General features: G+C 53.7%; 9 protein-coding genes. 2 read left to right on the top strand and 7 right to left on the bottom strand.

Going from position 1 to position 17184, the window contains the following annotated elements:
- Window positions 1-118 precede the first annotated feature (118 nt).
- The 5 genes from CA13_RS29830 to CA13_RS29810 form a co-directional block, all read right to left on the bottom strand.
- On the bottom strand, window positions 119-2743 hold the full coding sequence (locus CA13_RS29830; RefSeq protein ID WP_146402879.1) for an FAD-dependent oxidoreductase: 2625 nt from the start codon (window positions 2741-2743) through the stop codon (window positions 119-121).
- A 186-nt stretch (window positions 2744-2929) separates the two neighbouring features.
- Entirely contained in the window at window positions 2930-4621 is a 1692-nt protein-coding gene (locus tag CA13_RS29825) for a sulfatase-like hydrolase/transferase (protein ID WP_419195006.1), read from the bottom strand.
- Between the two features lie 82 nt (window positions 4622-4703).
- Window positions 4704-6290: a sulfatase family protein gene (locus tag CA13_RS29820; RefSeq protein ID WP_146402875.1), complete on the bottom strand. Its 1587-nt coding sequence runs from the start codon at window positions 6288-6290 to the stop codon at window positions 4704-4706.
- A gap of 70 nt (window positions 6291-6360) precedes the next feature.
- A complete protein-coding gene (locus CA13_RS29815) occupies window positions 6361-7566 on the bottom strand; it encodes a sialate O-acetylesterase (protein WP_146402873.1) in 1206 nt (401 codons plus the stop codon).
- 184 nt (window positions 7567-7750) lie between these two features.
- Window positions 7751-8455, bottom strand: coding sequence for a GntR family transcriptional regulator (locus tag CA13_RS29810; RefSeq protein WP_419195005.1), 705 nt, complete (start codon window positions 8453-8455; stop codon window positions 7751-7753).
- A 1043-nt stretch (window positions 8456-9498) separates the two neighbouring features.
- Here CA13_RS29810 and CA13_RS35870 point away from each other — a divergent pair.
- Window positions 9499-9813, top strand: a complete 315-nt coding sequence (locus CA13_RS35870) for a TMEM14 family protein (protein ID WP_419195004.1) — start codon at window positions 9499-9501, stop codon at window positions 9811-9813.
- Window positions 9814-10310: 497 nt separating this feature from the next.
- Window positions 10311-10595: a hypothetical protein gene (locus CA13_RS29800; protein WP_146402867.1), complete on the top strand. Its 285-nt coding sequence runs from the start codon at window positions 10311-10313 to the stop codon at window positions 10593-10595.
- Between the two features lie 3 nt (window positions 10596-10598).
- On the opposite strand, the gene CA13_RS29795 is transcribed toward CA13_RS29800, so the two are convergent.
- Window positions 10599-14153 (bottom strand): hypothetical protein, encoded by a 3555-nt coding sequence (locus tag CA13_RS29795; RefSeq protein WP_146402865.1) that lies wholly within the window; start codon window positions 14151-14153, stop codon window positions 10599-10601.
- Entirely contained in the window at window positions 14146-15996 is a 1851-nt protein-coding gene (locus CA13_RS29790; RefSeq protein WP_146402863.1) for a hypothetical protein, read from the bottom strand. The genes CA13_RS29795 and CA13_RS29790 overlap by 8 nt, the downstream gene beginning before the upstream one ends.
- Window positions 15997-17184 lie beyond the last annotated feature (1188 nt).

Here is a 17184-nt window from a genome sequence, read left to right as displayed (position 1 = left end):
AGTGAGATCGTCGATACAGATCATCAGAACGTTGGATTTGTCAGACTGTTCGGCAGAAGTGCCAGTTGCAGCAAACTGAAACGACAACGCGATAATCACTACGAATGAAGTGCCGGGCCTATTCATTCGATTTCGACTCCTGCTTGATGGGCAGCAGTTGCAGAGCGTCAAGGATCACAAACCCAATCGTATCTGCGTTTGTGATTTGAACGACGGTTTCAACGTTCGCTTGGAGATCGACCGTGCCGATCGCGCGGAAAGGTTTGCCGCATGGGTTTGGGACGGTTTGATCAACCGCGATGGTTTTGCTGTGAGTTCCTGACGTCACAGTCACGGGGACGTTCTTGGCGCGAGTCTCGTGAGAGGAATATGCCATGAGCAATTGGTAACGTCCAGCTTTCGGCGCTTTGAAGGTGAACGTTGCGGTTGCTGTGCCGTCGCCTTTTGTCCTGTCGTCTTTCTTTCCGCTGAAGATGTACCCGTGCCCGATGTGAGGTTTGAAACTGGTTGAGTGCGACCAGTCGCCTTTCAGTTTGGCATTCGCGTCGTCGAGGACGATGCCTGGAAGCGTCTTTGGATTGACCGCCTCAGTAGTAGAGGCCTCGCCCACGCTTGGGATGACTCGCGCCGCCGGAGCTTCAGGCAAATCGGGCAAGTCTCCTGGTTCACGATATTGATACACGAGCTGCGCCGCTTCACCCCGCGTAAGGTTTGCATCTGGCTTGGAAGGCGCGGGAACTTTCTTCTTAAGCAGCCCGGAAAGGATTCTTACTGCCTGTGCACCGCTTAGCTTCTCGTCCGGATGAGCGAGGGCGGTCCTAAAATCCTTGCTCGGTTCAAAGTCAAAGAACGGCCATTTGGATTGCGTCGAGTAATCGTAGAGTGTTTCGATGTATTTGAAGGCGGGATGCCCGCGCGGTACGTCGGTGAAGTGTGAGGCGGTAATACTGAGTGGAACCTGAAGGCCGTTCACAGCCATTTGTGAAAACTCGCCCATGGTGACCGGTTCATTGGGGCGGAAGCGGTAGGCTGTCAATTCGAGCGAGCCCAAACCTTTGGACTTCGCGGCTGTGTTGTAATCATCGATATCAGGTCCGGCCACGGCACCGAGCAGACTTAGCTTCTGCGCCGCTGTGAAAGCGGGCGCGTCTGCGGGGAGGTCGGTGTAGAGAATTAGAATGCATCGCTGTCTTAAAAGTTCATCCTGGATTCGCTTAACGGGGACGTCTTTGAGTTCCTGCTTGTTGTCGATCGACAAGGCGGCGGCGACGCCCGCAGCCTGTCCCAGTGCCGACCAAACGGGCTCCATCCGCACGCTGCACATGGCAACGTGCGTGCAGGAAATGCCCACTGGAAACAGAATGCCGTTGTGCTGTGTGGGCACCAGCGTGCCGTAGGGTATCTGGTACGGCCCTGTTGCATCATGCAGGTGAAGCGTGCCTTCCGCGGCGCCTTTTCCGTAAGGTGGTTCGTTTCGGCCGTCGGGGCCTTGCACACGGTGTGCATCGATTCCATAGACTCCAATGGCAACCGAATCCGGAAGCAGCGGTCCGCGAAATCCGTCTCCGCGAAGATCCTTGTGCAGATCGCTTTCCGTTAAGGTGTAGAGTCCTTCGATGCGTCGGCCCTGGCGAACATAGAGTCGATACGGGAAGTTGCCGTTGTCCTGGAATTCATCGTCCGGAAGACCGATGTTGGGCGAGCCTCCTTTGGTTTGAATGTAGTAGAGGTAGCCAAGGTCATGGTTGCGGTAGATCTTTTCGATTCTGGCGCGTTCCTCCCAGTCGGCCAGGACCCAACGAGTGCCGTGTCCTACCAGGTCGCCTCCCCAGTTGATGCCCAGCAGGTCAAATTTTCCGTTCGGGATGATCGGCTTGCTGGTTGCGTTCCAGTTGTACTTGCCAGCGTCGTAGCCGGGAGGCGGTTCCTGCATGCGATAGGGATGGTCGGGCCGGCCGTAATCCTTGGCAGTGATTCTGTAGGTGAATGCTTGTGACCTGTGGTCGGCTACACCGGTGCTCTCAGGAAGGATCGTGGCGGGCAGTGTTCCCTTCACCCTGCGGAAATAGTTTGTGTAGATGTGGCCTGCGTGAGGCTCTTCTTTGGAACGTGCTTCGCGTCCGATGCGGTAAGGTATGTCCGCATATTCCGCCAGGTCGGCTTCATAAGTGGCATCGATGATCACTTTGCCGGTATAGGTATGCCGCGCGCCGAGGTTTCCCTGATTGTCACGTTCCCGCGTGACGACCCCTGTGACCCGCTGGCCTTCCATCAGCACATCCACGGCCACTTCGTTATAGCGCGTCGCGATGCTCTTATGCTCGGCGGTCATTTCCGCATAAACACGAGCGGCCGTATGCGGTTCCCATGCTCGCCCCTCAGCGATATTCCAAACTTTACGCGGGTCTTGTTTCATGTGCGCCTGCACCAAAGGATCATCTGCCATCTCTGTGCGGTGATAGGCTTTGACGCGTTGGCGAAATTCCTCCATCACTCCGCTATTTGATTCAACATACTTGTCATCAAGTCTCAGCACGCCCGAAGATAACACTCCTCCGAGGCCAGGTGTCTGCTCGATAATGATCACCGATTTATCGGCACGGGCAGCGGCGATGGCCGCGGCGACTCCCGCAGGCGTACCGCCGATGACAACGACGTCGGCGCGATCGGGCTCCGCGGCCGAAGCGATGGTCGCTGTGAGCAACACGAGAACGGGGAGCATTTTCAATTGTTTGTAAATCATGGAGTACTTTATTTCTTAGGTTCATTGCCCCGCTGGGGAACGTTTGATTTCGGAAGGTGTCTTTTCAGTCGCGTGATCACCTCGGCGTGCGAAGGAGTAAGCTCCTCTACCGCGAGATTGTTTCACTGTTCGTATGCTCTCCGAGCTCGCTACGAAGATGTGATGGTGACCGAGAGGAGTGCTGGTTCATTTTGTTTGCTCGTTCAATTCGTCCAGGTGCAGCTTGCCGTCGCCGTTGGAATCCATGTTCTTGAATCGCTTGGTTAGGGCGGGCACGTTACGCCCCTCTGGATTACCAATGAATTCGTCCAGCGTGATCGCTCCGTCACCATCCCGATCCCGACTCTTGAAAAATTGTTCCTGCGAGCGGCGTTTCGTAGTCGGAGTGGTAGTCGTCTTCGGGGGCTTGGAATTCTCTTTATTCAGAACTTTCAGACTTCCACCGCCGGGATACTCCGTGTTGATATTGGAAAGATGGTCGATGAGTTCCGTCTTGAGTGAGGTGTAAACGTCAGGAAGTTCGGTTCGCAGATCCGTCTTTTCGGCGACGTCTTTGCCAAGGTCGAAAAGGGCGAGATCAGTTTGCCTCAATTCGGCGACAAGGGCGGCCCAATTTGGGGAGTGCTCCCTCCCGATTTGGCTCCATAGTTTGTGGTCACCCTTTCGCAGCCCGATGTTGCCCCACAGCTCAAAGATCATGGTTCGTTCTGGAATGGTTTCCTTCCCAGCCGAAAGCATGTGCGACATCAGAGACATGCCGCGAACCGGGTTCTTGCCGTTCATTTGTGGAACGGGAATCCTGGCAGCGTCCAACAAGGTGGCAAAGATGTCGCAGTGCATTACCTGATCACCTGACACCATGCCCGCCGGCAGTCGACCTTTCCAATTCATCAGCAGCGGCACGTTCAACCCGCCCTGATACGTTGTGGCCTTGCCTCCTGTCAGCGGGCCATTGTTGCCGGGGAATCTGCCACCCGCGGCGTTTTCTTCCATAGTGCAGCCACCGTTGTCACTGACGAAGACGATGAGAGTATTTTCGGCGACGTTTAGTTCATCTAGCAGGTCGATCAGCCGGCCGATGTTGTGATCCATGTGTTCCAGAATCGCGACATAGTCGCTGCGTAAGAAGCTGACGCCACGATCGAGGGCCTTATTTACCCAAGCCTCGGGTGCGGAGGCTGGCTTTGACTTGTCAACGCGAAGCGGACCGTGCACGGCGTTGTAGGCGAGGTAACAAAAGAACGGGTCATCCTTGGCAGCGTTCTCTCGAATGAACTTTTCGGCCCACCCGGTGAACAGCTCGGTCGCGTGCCCTTTCGAGGTGCGATCCGGCTCGCGATTGTGCATAAACTTTGATCTTGCCTCGGTAATCCAATAAGGATGCGCTCCTTTCAGAAACCCACGGAATTCGTCGAACCCACGGTCATTCGGGACTTCCCCATCGTGCTCGCCCATATGCCATTTGCCGAAGGCTCCGGTCTGGTAGCCAGCTTCTGAGAGATGTTCTGACAGCATTTTCACATCGCGTTTGATACCACGATATCCCGGTGATCCGAGCGACTGCTGGCCCGGGCCGCGCCACATTCCGTTTTCCGTCGAAAACTGACCGGTAAAAATGCAGGCCCGCGACGGTCCACAGAGCGGAACGGTATGGTAATTCGGAAACCGAACACCTTTCGAGGCCAGCGCTTCCAACGTCGGAAGTTGCACCTCGGTTTTGTCCCAGTTCGACGGCAAGTCTCCCCAGCCATGATCGTCGGAAACGATGAACAGAATGTTGGGGCGAGAAGGTGACGATTCGTCACCACACGTTTTTTTGGCGAAGGTGATGCTGGCTATCAGCAAGATCACTACGGTAACTGTTGGTGGACGTTTCATCTGGTTGGTGTTTCTAAAGTAAAGTGGGCACACATACATTCTGGAAGCTAAACAGTGGCGGAGGGGCGAAGAATCGAATCGCTTACTCTCCGGCTTTTGAACGATGAGAGTTCTCGCGCAATCCCCATTGTCTTTCAGCGAATTCATAGAGACTGGAATGGAATCCGCCAGAGTAATGGGGAACGGGCAGGGTCTTTGTAAAGGATTTTAATTCCTTCCTGAGCTCGGCGGCTTTCTCCGGCATTTCTTCAATCAAGTTGACCGCCTCATGAAAATCCTTGTCGGGGTTGTAAGCTGCCGGCTTTTCCATAGTGACGTCAAACAGGAGTTCCTCGCCGTTCTCGTGCCGCATGTATTTGAGTTTCCCTTCGATGATGGACGCCGTGTTCATGTAGCGCTGATACAGATATCGATGCGGGACGCCTTTATCCTTGCCGGTGAGGTGCGGGAGCAGGTTCACCCCGTCGAGCATGGGGTCCGAATCAGGGTCGCCGCCGGCAACAGCTACCGCGGTGGCGCCGGCATCCAGTGTATTGACACCCTTGTCAAACACCTGACTTGGGATAACGCTTTTCCAGTGGACGATGTAGGGAATCCGGGAACCTCCTTCGAAGATGATTCCTTTGGCCCCATGCCAGGGATCGTTCACGGAGCCGTCCCAGGATCGGACGCTCAAGGGGGCGCCGTTGTCGCTCATGAAGAAGATCAGAGTGTTTTCCAACTTGCCCTTTTCTTCCAGCAACCGATAGATGTCTCCGACGCCGTTATCGATGCCCTTCAGGAGAGCCAGACCCTGCTGCCGAACCTCGGCTTCGGTGTAGTCTTTGCCATAGTTGGCACTCTTTTTGATCATCACGCTGGAGTGATCGTAGCCCTTCTGCTGAAGTTTCGAGAGCGAAAGGACCTGATCAGTCAACGAGGTAGGTGCATCCAAAGGAACATGCGGACCGTAGTATCCGAGGTACAGGAAAAACGGATCCGGTTCGACCATGTGCCGATTGATGAAAGCCAGAGCAAGATCGGTCTGCAACTGGATGCGGTACTTTTCTTTGTGCGAATTGCCTTCATAAGTGCGATAGTTCACCTCTCTGGCAGGGAAGCTTTTTCCTGTGACATCGAAGTTGGACCAGACGCGAGTTGCTGTGCCCTCGGCAAATTCATCGTAACCAAACCCTTGCGGTTTGAATGAGTTCACGACCGACGGTGGAATGTCCGCCTCACTCTTGTAGCCATTCTTTGCCATCCATCCCTTGGTACCCCTGTTGATATCGAGATGCCACTTCCCGACGTGTCCGGTCGTGTATCCCAATCCTTTCAAACGCGAGGCAATGGATTTCTGTGTCGTGGGAAGCGGCCCCTCCTTGTTTGCTTCAACGCGAAATCGCTGCTGATATCGTCCCGTGACAATCCCCGCCCGCGACGGCACACATTGCGGCGCGGTGCAGTAAGCCTGGGTCATCAGCGCGCCGCCGGTCGACAGTCGATGCACGTTCGGCATGCTGACTTCATCGCGCAGATCGGTCGCTTCCAGGTCGTTGTAACCATGGTCATCAGTCACGATGAAGATGATGTTCGGCCGCTGAGCACCAAACACCGTCGCTACCGAAATCAGCGGGAACAACGTGCTGAGGCATATCGCCAGTATCATCCGCCGCACAAGTTTCTTCATGTTTCGTCTCAATCCGCAATGGTCTGCATTTGTTTCGTTTCGGAGCAACTTCGTGAATCGAATGCCGTGATCAATTCTCTCGTTCACTGACGTACTTTTCGACTGCTGAAGCCGTGAACTTTCCGAGCGTGATGTAGCCGCCGGAGCTGTAATGCACTCCGTCGGCTCCTTTGGGCAACGTGCCGGGATAAATCGTGGTCACGCCCTGGAGGTCGCGACCCGCTCGGTTCTGCGCCGCGATGACAGGGATAACGTAAGGGCGTTTGCCAGCAGCCTTTCTCCTTTCGGAAATACTTGCCTCGTTCACGAGCGCCAACACGCCTCGGAGCAGATCATCCGTTTTCACCAAGGGTGTCCCCGCCGGATTCTTGACTTTGCGCAACTCCTCGTCATTCATTTGGGCCATCGCCGTTTTGAGCAGTCCCTCGTCATTCAAATACGACGGTATAAAAACCGGCAGGTCTGGGGTGCCCAGATCAGAGCGCAGGTCCGAGACGAGCAGCTTGAATGTGTCGTAGTACCCATCGGCGAGCACCTTCTTCGTTCCGTCCGCGGCCGCCTGTTTCCAGATAAAGCCCGAAAACTCGGGCTTTGAAATTCGCTTTGCTTCGGCAACCGCGTTCATCAGGTCTTTGTACAGCGATCCCTTCTTTCCATCGAAAGTAAGATTCGCCCGTTCAAAGGACCATTTCTTCTCGAAGGCGCGTATGCCGGTTCCACCGCTCGCAACCTTGATGATGCCGATCGTGTCTTCTGGCCAGAAAGCGGCAAGCTGATGCGCGAACGAAACGCCCGGCCCAAATCGATGGGTCGGCACAAAGTATTCCCATCTTCCGTTGGCCCAGATTCGGATGCGATCGTGCTTTTCCGTGTAGGGCGACTGCAACTCGTTCGCCCGCCCGGCGCCCTGCATGTTGGATTGTCCCATCAATACGAACACGCGGAACTTCCCCCCGTTCGGGATCGCCGCTTCACCGCCGCCCATGGTGTTCGCCTGCTGCAAGCCGACCGTCTTCCACTTGTCGGCAATCGTATTCGCTTGCGGCTTGCCACTGGAAGCAGGCGCTGAACTGGCATTTTTTCGCCTCGCTTGGAAGACGGCTTGCAAGGCGCGTAACTCGGTGTCGTCTAGCTCACCATCCTTATTGGCGTCGGATTTAGGGAATCGTTTGATGAGCTGGGCCTTTCGCTTCTCGCTGAGCTTCGACTCCTGAGCGAATGCGAAAGGGGCACCAGCGCAGAACATCACGATTGCCAACACCAATGTCGTACGCATTATCTTTTCCTTATCCAGGGGTTTGAGCCAACGGTCTGTCGAATTTGAAGTGGGATAGGCTTCCAGCCTGTCAATTGCCAAATCGATGACAGGCTGGAAGCCTATCCCACCTCTGCAGCGTCACTAAATCGACAAGCTTCATAATTCGAAATAGCTGCAGTAGGTCTTGAACTTGACTGGCTTGTCAGCCCCGACTTGGCGATGAGGTAGTTTTCTTCGTTGTCGGTTTGCCCGCGAGTTGCTCTCGCTCGGCAGCTTCAGTACGCAGGTAGTCGACCAAATGACCTGAGTGCGAATGGAGCGATTGACTTGCCCGCTGCGCGTCTCCGGCGTCCAAGGCGTCGACAATGGACTCATGCTCACGAGCGATAGCGACAAAATCAACAGTCTTGAGAAACTCCAAGGCGAAACGGGTGCGAACCTCGAAGGCCAGAGACTCCCAGACACGCAGCAGCACACCGTTCTCCGACGCTTGTACGATCGCGCGATGAAACGCGTGATTCTCACGCTGATAGGCGTCGAAATCGCGTCGCCGGGCTGCCGCCACAATCGCTTTGCAGACCTTTCGAAGCTCGCCACAATTTCCGCGCAGCGCGTTCGCGGCCGTCATCGCCGCAAGAGACTCCAGAGCAGCGCGGACCTGGAACGCCTCGATGGTCTCGGTCGCCGACACTTCCCGGACCCAGGCTCCTTTGTGGGCGGCGGAATCGAGGACTCCTATGGCGACGAGTGCGCGGATCGCCTCGCGCACCGGGATAGCGCTGACCGCAAATTCCTCTGTCAATCTGCCTTCGACGATGCGTTCCCCGGGCGCGATTTCGCCGCACCCTATTCGCTGCAAAAGGACCTCGCGGATTTGCTCAGGTACCGAAAGACGGGCCAGATTCATGAGACTGGGCTCCTCGATCGTGAAAGAATAACAGAAAGTCGAGATGACTCCATAGATCATGAATGATATATGATCTGTCGTCAAGTGATACTCAACTGGCGAGATCACATGAATCTTCACACGACGAACCCGACCACGGGAGGTGCTTGGGAATTGCGCCAGGTGGCGGACCGCCCAAGTAACTTCGCCAACCGATGTTGCACGCATCGGTGTTTCGACCGATGCGCGAAGCCGAACGTGCCAATTGAGCATGTTGATTCTGCAAACAGATTACGGAAATACCGCCGCAACATGACTGCACACAAAAGGTTGCGATGTTTGCAGCTCGACAATACCGCGACAAAAAAGTTCTAACCGTGTCTGGTTGCCCCGACTTGAATTCAAAACAGCCAGCTACGTCGATTCGTGGCTGGCTGTTTCTCCTTGAGTAGCAACCGTTTACGCTGTTCTTTCATCTCTTCTTGCCGGTTCAAACGAATGCGAGGGTCTCGGCGTCTTAGACCATCGCGTTCCGTAGCGTCTTGATTGGGAACCGTTTAGCAGTGTTCCAATCCTATCGCCCCTTTCAGGCGATGCAACGGCATCACGCTTCAGTTTCCTGGCGTGCATCGACGCGATTGACTCAGCGCGATCTATAACTGCAGATGTTGAATTCACCGATGCGAGGTTCGGTCGAACGCGAGCTGCTGAGGACGATGCACCCGCTGTCACGAAAACAACAGCGTATCTGAGCGGCTGAGGGTGGATCGTAGACCTTTCGCGGTCAAAAACTTGCGATCGCCAGTGATTGGGACAAGTGGCGTTTCCAAGGCAAACAACGGCGGCTAGAACCTGACTCTGTTTCAGCAGGTTCCCTCCATCCGGACGCAGCTTTGAGTCCTGCGTGGGAGTCGTACGAAATACTCGGAGGTGCCATTCGTGGCTGGCACATTGGGGGCGACTCATTACAATTCGGCGAAAGGCGGCTTGAGTGGATGGATCTGTGTTCGAATCCGCTGAATCATTTCTGCCAGAACTTGGCGATCCAAATTAGAGAGACTTGTGTGGACTTTCCGGTAATCGTGACAGCAATCTTTGGAGCTTTTGTCGTCTTTGGAGGAGTCATGGGCTATGTCAAAGCTGCCAGCAAGGCTTCTTTGATCGCAGGCAGCATCACTGGCGGACTCCTTCTGCTCTCGGCGTTTCTGATGGCGAGAGGCATCACAGCAGGGGCGATTCTAGGGATGGTTGTTTCGCTACTGTTGATTGGCCAGTTTGGCCCCTCGTTGCTGAAGAAGTTCAAGATCATGCCAAACCTGCTGGTGGTCATCCTGGGGTTCATCACCGTCGGCACGCTCCTTTTCAGTTTTCTCAAATAGGTTCCGAGAATCAAAGCGGACAGCGGGCGTTGCCGGTTCCATGCGTCCCTTCAAGACCCACGTCTCTTTTGGTCGACCTTCAATGGCTGGCACCAATCGGAGAGTTGATCAAATCGGAAACTCGCGTCGGTGTTTCCTGTTTGAGATCGCCGTGGGCTCCGGTGTCGGCCACCGGAGCGCGCAGCGTTTGTTAGCCGACTACCTCCGTGAAGCCGAAATATTTCCTCCGTCCCATTTTCGCACTCGTCCGATTTTCGGCACTCAATTGGGGCGGAAAATTGAATCCCCGCGTCGACGAAGTCGCCAGGCACTGGACGAACATTATCCAAAATCGGGAGGGTTAGGCTTGGGTCGCCATGCAACCCGACTCGAAGAATCAAACCCATCGAGTCCGAATGCCGCGATAGCGAAAAAATCGAAGAATGGCCTGGACGTGGCTCTTGGCGATCGTCTATTTACCAATAGGTTTCCAACTAATTCTGGGGAGTACGGTCACAATGCGGCAGCAAGATACTGAATCAACTGAATACTCAGGATTCTGTGATTACCGCGACGCGATTCTCGCTGAATTGCCGGCAAAATCGGACGTTTTGAAGGAAAGCCTCTTAGTTTCCGATGGCGAACTCGATGCTGCACTGGCGAGACTTCCAGAGGATCGAAGGCACATTTGGCAAAATCGCTTTGACACGGGGTATGCTTGCGTCGCGGATTCTCAGCGAACGCAACTAGCAGTAGCACTTTGTGGCAATCAGTTTCTGAATGTCAGCCAAAGAGCCGCGTAGGCGTCAATCGTTGCGCAAGCTTTGAGCGGAGATCTCGGCGCTGTCACTGGGCATCGCATGTTGGCGCAGCCAAAGCAGCAATTCATCCGGTGGATTCTCATCTTCGCCAGTCACCAGGGCCACAAACCGGTCAAATTCAGACGGTATTAGCCGCAGTTCGAGCGACTCGAACGCCAACAGGCGACTAGCAATTTGCCATAAGACGATTCCGCACATTGGAATGTCTCGTAGCTCTCTTCCAATCGCATGAAGGATCGTGCCAACTTCCTGATGAAGCAGACTCCGTTCCGAATGACTCGCGTTCGGCTTCAGCATGGCGGCTAAATCAGACGCTTCCAAAATCGGTTGAATTCGGTTCGCGACGCGATCGGCTTGTTCCGACGTCAAGCCAAGTTCCATTTCTCCAAAAAGTTTGACCACTTGATCAAAAATGGCCGATTGCCTCGTTGTTGCTAAAGGACGATCTGGATACGCGGACTGGCCGTGGAATTGAACTGCGGTTCCTTTCCAAGAACTGGACTGGACGATCCCAATCAATATCTCCGAGGTCGGACGACCAGCGATTTCAAGACGCACTTCTCTGCTCTCGCGATGAAACCCAAGCTTGCCCGATAGGTCCACGGCGACCCCGCCCCATGAGTATTTTTCGGACTGGTCGTAGCGGTGCTTTCGCCACAAAGTCATTGCGCCGCTGATTTTGGTGCCATCTTCCAAGACAAAAAGACCGTCTACCAAGTCGATTTCCCCCTCTTCATGCGACCACGGTTCAGGCCACTTTGCCGTGGTTTGTTTCCACTGTTTTTCGAGTTGTTTTTTGGCTCGTTTGAGTATGTTTCTTGCACCAATCGACAGCGATGATGATTCAACAAACTGTTTGATCTGCGTTAGCGTTGCGTCATCACCAAGTTTCGCGATTGCCCTCGCAAGCCGTAGTGCTTCGCCAACATCGAACGATTCACTTCGGCAAAACGAAAAGAGCTTCTCCGTATAACTTTCGGTCCATTGTCTCTGTCGCCGACGAAGCAGTACGCCATCAAAAGCGTCTCGCACGGCTGGTTCTCGGTGCCCCTGAAACTCCATTGAGCGAAGCACGTCATCCGAGAATAGAGTTGTGGGGAGCCACTCCGTTGACTCGGCTGAGCGCCGTTCCCACTCGCGATCTTCGCTGCCAGCCCACAACCGACATGACGTAAAAAGTTGTTCGTGATCAATCCGTGATAGTACGCGGTACGCTGATCGACGAACCTGGAACGATGAGTCTTTAATGAAGGGGAGCATCCATACTAGCGTGTCACGAGGCCGCACCTGACGTAGAACTGTCTCTGCGGCTTCGCACAATGCAGCCCTGCCTTCGACCCTCCAGTCCTGCCAGCTTGCGGAGTCAATGAAATCCAATAAAAGATCGGGCGACAGTTCCGCCAACACTGAAAATAAACCTGTGTCGGTCGAGTATGAAGTGTTAAGCGACACAATTCTCGACGCCAAAGCGGTGATAACTTTCGCCGGATTGGTATCGCCGACTCGTCGCACTGGACGGATGAGTTGATAAAAAACATCCGCTCTTGCCTGAAGGAACACGGACGAGACTGCGGTGGCAAATCGCTCGACATCCCGTTGGTAAAGAACACCGAGCAAGTAAGCCTGCCAACCCATCAGCGATTCCGGTTCGGCAACATTGAGCTGATCATCAGTGAACGCCAACTGGAGTCGATCCAACAACAACCGCTCTGACTTCTCGTCCAGCCAATCCTTCATGATAAAAACCTCGAAGGCCCGCCAACGGAGAGTCTCGTCGGTCGAATCTGTCAATGACCAGAGTTGCGTTTTGCTTGTTTCAGAAACCTCGAACTTAGTTCGTGCAATCGCTTGGAGAACTTCGCTTCGGATATACGCCTCGATCCCTTCATCTTGAGCAAGTCGAACCAAAACACTTAACTGGATGCCGTGTACATACCCGCTCCAGCAAAGCCGACAAAACACAGAGATAGCGGTCTCACGATGGTTTCTGTCGCCACCATGTCGTGCGATTTCCAGCAGGACTTCTGCAACGTCATCATCACCTTCTTCGATCCTCGCAATTGCCAATTCACAGAGCGCTTCAATGGTCACCATCAGCACCCGACCTTCATAGGTGAAGCGGAACTCCAGCATCGCTTCAAATGCGTTGCGACTACGACAAGACTGGGTGAGTTCGATTAAGCCCAACTGCTTGCAAAAGTGCTCGTTATCCTCAGCGCTATCGGCAGCGGTGTCGTCGCTTTGGACTTCGACATTGACAACAGGACGTTCGCTAACAAGGTCGAGAATCTCGCGAGGTAGTTCACTGATGCGACTACAGGCGAGCAGCTTAGCCACTTCCTGTGAAACGAAACCGCTAGACTCACGGGCAACCGCGTTCGCAATAAACGCCTGATCCGGTTGGAAGCCCAATTCCAGCAACGCCGCCATCGCTAAGGGTTTAAGTTCAGAGCTAGTCGTCGTGAACTGCCCATGGTGACCTGTGTCACGACCTGCGATTTTCTCCAACCATTCGGATACCTCCTGATTCTTGAATTTTCGCGCCCCTCGCAGATGAGCTGGCTTTACCAACTCTTGCAACCGCGACAGGTAGATGTAGTTGAGATGACCACGCTCCGCATTGTCTTGTTGCATTTCGGCGGCAAAGCTAACGAAATAGTCATTGACGACTTGCGCTGAGTTGCACCGGAAGCCGTACTCGCCGGATTGAGAGACCTCCTCTCCACGTTTGCTAAGCAACGACCAAACTTCATCATGGGTTTTGGCGTCGTCGTCACATCGGTCGACTGCCCGCGTTACGACGCTGATGGCCAAACCTTGTCCCAAGCGTCGCTTGCTCTCCTTTTGGCGAAATACGTGATCGAGGAAATGCATGGCAATCTCCATTCGCTTTGGGCCCACTAGTTCCTGGATCGCCAACTCGGTTAGTTCTACGAATCGCAGCTTTCCCAACTTGGATTGGACTCGATCGAGAATCAGATCACGCTCCGCTTCGTCGAGTCCGGTCGCGATCAGCGTTCTCGCTGCGATCGCCGCATGTTGACCATTGCCGTTAGCCATCTTCCAAAGTAATGTTGCGATTGATGAACTTCGGTAACCAATCCGGGAGATGCACCAGAAAAAACAATCTTGAGGCTTGGTTCGCAGTTTCTCCTCTAATACGGTCAACACTGACGCACGAACCAGACACATCTCGTCATAGGAGTATTGGTAAATCCATTGGCTGATGTTCTTTCGCAAATAGTCTTGGTCGATCGAAAACCGCAACGACTTATCATCCGAGTCATTTCTTAACTCAACAAACGGTAAAACTAGCCGGTCGATCAACTCGCTGACGACTTCGGGATGGGTACGAGTCGCACTGGCTGCCGCAGAGCAAAGCGAGTTGGCATAGTCGATGGCGTAACCACCCCCGACAGCATCTCGTGCCTCGAAAACATCAAGAAATAGTTGTCGGACTTCGTCCAATGTATTCGCGGATTCCAATCGTTGATCGAAAGGATGTTGCGCTTCCAGCATTTCGGGGCTTTGCTCAGCCATTGATATTCTCCCTTGCAAAATACTCGCAAAGCCAAGGACGATTCCACCGCCACTTTCGATTGTTACCGCCACTTTCATGCTCAATTAGACCGGCGGACACTGCTTCATCAAAGATCGGCATCTGGTGGGTCGGAGGACACTTGACTGCATCGCAGGGAACAAGCCAGTCGTCATTCAAATCAGCTTCCCGAGATGGGTTGCCAGCAAGAAAGCGTTTAGCCGATTCCTTCATCGCAACTTGAGCTGCGTTGAGCGGTAGATCTCCAATGCGATCGGTTACTTTTTGGAAGAACCAACGAACGTACGACAGTGCAATCGCGTCTCGTGATTCGGCTGTGCCGTCCAAGAATGAGTGTTGCTCGGGAACGCTCAATAGGGTGAAGCATCGCCAAAATACGGGGTGGCGAATGATGTCAATCCGATCTAAATGAACCGGTTTTTCGGTTGAGGGAGCTACGCCGCGTCTCGTCTGTCGTGTGGCGAGGTGGTCCCTGATCCGGCGTCCAGCACGGGGACAACTTTTGAGCTCACTTGCGAGTCTGGACAGATCACCGTTAGTAAACTCCGAGACCGAGAAGGGGAATGGCTTTTCCGAAAATGGAAAACCGCCGCCACCAAGACCGCTCAACTCGCTCTCGCTACGACAGCTAAGAACAACACTGAAGGTCGGCATTCCGTTACGGCTCGACTCTGTCGCTGCAAATATCAGTTCGCATAGAAAGTTGCGAGCCTTGGTTGGCAACCCTTGTCGACCATGCCGTTCATCGACTCCGTCAATGTACAGTGTCAAAACTGGCCGCTGCGAATTGGCCTTCTCCAATCGCTTCATCGTCTCATCCCACGCAAGTTGATCCGGGTTCTCGTTCTGGTTGCGCCACCTTCGTACCGCATCTTGCACGGACGTTTGATTGAGTTGGTAGGCTTTGACAATCAAAACGAAACCAGGCGGAACACCTCTCGTTCCCAAATTTTCGATGGCCGAATCACAAACCGTCACGGTTTTGCCACAGCCTCCTTCACCTTTAACAACAATGAATGGGTGCAGCGCAGCCGCTTTCGCAATCTCTGATACAATGCCTCGATGAAGAGTGGTTTCGGCTGCACCTTGCATCTTTTTGAAAGAGAGAACTGCTTTCTTCTGAATCTCGGCTGACCGATCGCAGGTCAAACTCAGGGGATCTGTGCGGCCAACGAGAGCTTCAATCAGTTGCTGACGATTTAAGTCTCGTGTGGTGGAGGAAGCGATTCCGGTTAGCAGTCCGATCAGGTTGTTGATGCCAATCGCTAACTCGTGTTCCTTCATCCCGTGGCTGTTGGCCACTGACTCGATTTCGGACTTGGCTGCATTTAGGTCGCGTCGATCGTATTTCAAGCAATCAAATACAGTGTGAAATTTGGTGAACGGAAGCGTTTTTTTGGTCTTGGCTTCGATTCCATCGTGCAAAAGATCCCTGAATTGGTGCCCTGTCATTTTCTTCGCAGAGTTTCCATCGAACCACTTCTTCGTCGCTTCGCTCAAAGGTCGGTTCGTCGTCAAATAGCAGTCGATGTCGGCTGGCTGCACCTTGGCAGCCAAAGTGCTACGGCGGAAAGCAATCAAAATATCTCGGAGATCAGTCGGCTCCAGATGTTTTCCGGTACTTGAGTACTTGTACTGAATCATCCGCAAGCGATGGTTGTTGGGATACGAGATGATTCCATCCTGGCCAAGTTTTTCCAAGGTGAAGATTGCGGACAATTCATTCGGATCTGTATTCGTGAAATACAGCTTCAGAGCATCATCCGCTGAAGCGAGCAACTGGAAAAAGAATCCAGCAATCGAATAGTGTCCAGATTCCTGCAATGCGTGTCGCCTCACGAAAGTTGAGAAAACGAAAAAGTTGATGCGAAAATTTGTTGGCCTAGAAGACAATGGACTGTGCAAGTCGCCTCCAGGCTTGGGCAGCTCGCTGTATTCTAGCGTTTCCGTTCGGTCGTGACATCTACGGCCCAACAACCATAGGGAATCTGGCTACGGCATCGGGTGGACGCTCCGGGCAACGATAGTTAACGGGCAGCGAACGTAGAATTAGCTGAGGATTTCCTTAGCCAATCGTTTGCCACTCTCCTCGCGAAGTGCGTATGAATAAGCTAGTTTCAGGATCCGCAGTTTGCTGTAGGTCGTGGAGACCAAAGCAATTTCTGGCGACTAGTTTGTGCGCACCGGAGGCCGACGCCGGTGCAAACTTTTCATTGTTCTTGCTCGCTCCGGTTTCATCAGGCTGGAGTCTGCATGGCGTGGCCGCCAACCTGCTCCGGTTCCGCCCACCGATGTGCGGTGCACATCGTCGCCAAACGCCGCTGGGTAGTACCAGGGTTGTTGATGACGACGAAAGCTACGACTGACCAGTGGGAACACTGACCAGTGGGAGCCCACTTCATGAGGTCAGAAGAAAGTTGGTGCAAGTCAGCGTTCACTCTTTGAGTGGCACTGAGTCGCTTTCTTGATTGAATGCAATTTGGTTAGATGCGAACTACCCTGACGAGTTGCTGAATCCACCTGGACCTCTGACCCGAATACGGACCGTTCGCCGTCTTAGCAAACGTAAGCAAAAGCGGGAAAAGAAGTTACATAGTTGTCTCGCCTCTATTCGGGACGCAGTGGTCGCAGTTTCAAATCTTGTCGCCCCGATTGTTTCTAAGTTTCGCCGAATCAAGAATTTACGATACCTTCGACCGACAACCAACCGATCGACAACCAACCGATCGACAACCAACCGATCGACAACCAACCGATCGACAACCAACCGATCGACAACCAACCGATCGGCCAGTTGATCGGCCAGTTGATCGGAGCGAGTCCAATTCCTAAGTTCGCGACGCTGATTCATGCGACGGCAAGTCAAAGCAAGATGAACGTGAACTGATCGATCCTTGATGGCACAATCATACACGAGCTGACATTGATGAGCCAAGAATGAACGCATTGCCTCCTGAATCAACGGAGACACCATGAAAAGCTGCGGCGTAGAACCGCGATGACCAAATCGAA

The organism is Novipirellula herctigrandis, assembly GCA_007859835.1.
GTDB classification, from domain to species: domain Bacteria; phylum Planctomycetota; class Planctomycetia; order Pirellulales; family Pirellulaceae; genus Novipirellula_A; species Novipirellula_A herctigrandis.
The sequence above is the reverse complement of the archived record's forward strand: the minus strand, read 5'-3'. Positions and strand labels throughout refer to the sequence as shown.

Coding starts and splice junctions, on each gene's coding strand:
- CA13_RS29815 (WP_146402873.1), bottom strand. CDS start 7,566: ATGCGTACGACATTGGTGTTGGCAATCGTGATGTTCTGCGCTGGTGCC.
- CA13_RS29795 (WP_146402865.1), bottom strand. CDS start 14,153: ATGGCTGAGCAAAGCCCCGAAATGCTGGAAGCGCAACATCCTTTCGAT.
- CA13_RS29800 (WP_146402867.1), top strand. CDS start 10,311: ATGCGGCAGCAAGATACTGAATCAACTGAATACTCAGGATTCTGTGAT.
- CA13_RS29830 (WP_146402879.1), bottom strand. CDS start 2,743: ATGATTTACAAACAATTGAAAATGCTCCCCGTTCTCGTGTTGCTCACA.
- CA13_RS29820 (WP_146402875.1), bottom strand. CDS start 6,290: ATGAAGAAACTTGTGCGGCGGATGATACTGGCGATATGCCTCAGCACG.
- CA13_RS29810 (WP_419195005.1), bottom strand. CDS start 8,455: ATGAATCTGGCCCGTCTTTCGGTACCTGAGCAAATCCGCGAGGTCCTT.
- CA13_RS29825 (WP_419195006.1), bottom strand. CDS start 4,621: ATGAAACGTCCACCAACAGTTACCGTAGTGATCTTGCTGATAGCCAGC.